3 protein-coding genes are annotated in these 1,650 nt (G+C 52.6%); all 3 read right to left on the bottom strand.

The window, feature by feature from the left end:
* Positions 1 to 390 precede the first annotated feature (390 nt).
* Positions 391 to 987: a DUF2815 family protein gene (locus KVT38_RS33290; RefSeq protein ID WP_217598032.1), complete on the bottom strand. Its 597-nt coding sequence runs from the start codon at positions 985 to 987 to the stop codon at positions 391 to 393.
* A gap of 15 nt (positions 988 to 1,002) precedes the next feature.
* Positions 1,003 to 1,473, bottom strand: a complete 471-nt coding sequence (locus tag KVT38_RS35685; protein WP_368859199.1) for an HNH endonuclease — start codon at positions 1,471 to 1,473, stop codon at positions 1,003 to 1,005.
* Positions 1,466 to 1,650 (bottom strand): DUF2800 domain-containing protein (locus KVT38_RS33300; RefSeq protein ID WP_217598034.1); only part of this gene is annotated, 185 nt, incomplete at its 5' end. The genes KVT38_RS33300 and KVT38_RS35685, both read right to left, overlap by 8 nt.

Genomic DNA, 1,650 nt, shown 5'->3' on the forward strand with positions numbered 1-1,650 from the left:
GCTCACGGCATTCGCGTGAGCCGCGGCAACGTATCCGTTAATATCCATTTTCTCTTCCTCCACAACTAATTTGGGGTCAGCACCGATTGTTACGGTGCAATGGAATAAGTTTTCCGACTACCGCTTAAAAGAGTGAGAGATTAAGGGAAGCTGCCTATTCTATCAGTAGTAAGTCAATTAAGAGGAAAGGGGCGAACGCTATGAAAGACTTGAACTCCGCGTATATATTCGTAGGTCTGAATTGCCTGGAATGTGAAGCACTCATCCGTGCGGAAAATCTCCAGCGTGACCAAGTATGCAGCAGCGGCTGTCAAGCAGAGCACGACCACAAGAAGAAATGACCTTCTTGTCAAAGGAGAGGATGCCCACGAGGGCACCCTCCTTTTTACGTTAGTTCAGATAATCCTCGTCGTCTCCACCGATGTCGTCGTCAAAGTCTTCATCCGCAAAGTCGGACTGCACGCTCGCACGACCCGCCAACGCCTCCCCGTCCTGCACCTTCACGACATTATTCAAGCCGGCGGCAATGCCGCGGTTGCCGTTCGTATTGAAAGGATAGAAGTTGATCGACACCTTGGCGTAGCAGCCGGAGTACACTTCCGTCGAATCCGTGATCTCCTCGAACTTCGTCTTGCCGTCTGCGCCGCGGCCGATCGGCTTGGCGATGCCTGGCTTGTTCTTCGACGATGCGTTCAAGAAGTAATGGCCAGCGTAAGCTTCATCGTCCGGGCGCTCCTCGTCGCCGTCACGCAGCGGCTTCTTTAGGTTAGCCGGAATTTTGCCGCCCCATTGAGCCTTGCCCTGCTCCGCGGCCGCATCGATCGCCGCCTTGATCTTGCGCAGTGTCTCCTTGTCCGACTTCGGAATCAGGATCGCCGTGCTGTACTTCTCTTCGCTGCCGTTGATGGATTGCGGCTCGAAGATGTTCGTGTACGAGAGGCGGACCTTGCCGGTGATTACTTTCGTACTTTGGTTGTCGTTTGCCATGGTGTGATTGCTCCCTTATAGTTGATTTAATTTTGCGTATTGGCCGAATAGACGAACTGCTTCTCGATTGTAAGCTTCAGCAGCTTCGTGTTCGGTGTCGAACAATCCCAAATGGATTTCCTTTCGATCCAGCATGATTCTAGCCCGCCACTTCCCGTCTCTAGCGAACCAACCGACGCCTTTATAGTTGGATAGGGACCCTTTACGCGAGCGAGTATTGAAGCTATTCTGCTGGCGGTCCGTGACTCGAAGGTTAGATTTTCGATTGTCCAACCTATTTCCGTTAATGTGGTCAATCTCGGTTCCAGCCTGAGCATCCATGATCTGCCGATGCATTCTGTATGTTTGATTCCGACCATTCACTCGAGCGCCTCGCATGGCATAACCACTTTGGTGGTAGCACCAAGAGAATTGAGATAGCCACTTAAAATCCTCATCGTCTACGATGGCCACCCTCCCCTGTGTTAGCTGGATGTATTTAGCCATCTCCCACCTCAAACTCTTCGCCTGCGAAGTCTTGCTCGATGTTATTTAACTCAGGTCTGCGATCGGTCTCCGGCACGAGCACCGGCTTGCCCGACGGCTTGACGATCAAGTCGCCAATCAGCGCGGCGAGCTCCTTCTTGCCGGTCGCCTTCTCCAGGTCTCCAATGCCAAGCAGTT

This window comes from Cohnella sp. GbtcB17 (assembly GCF_019091135.1).
Taxonomy (GTDB): Bacteria; Bacillota; Bacilli; order Paenibacillales; family Paenibacillaceae; genus Cohnella.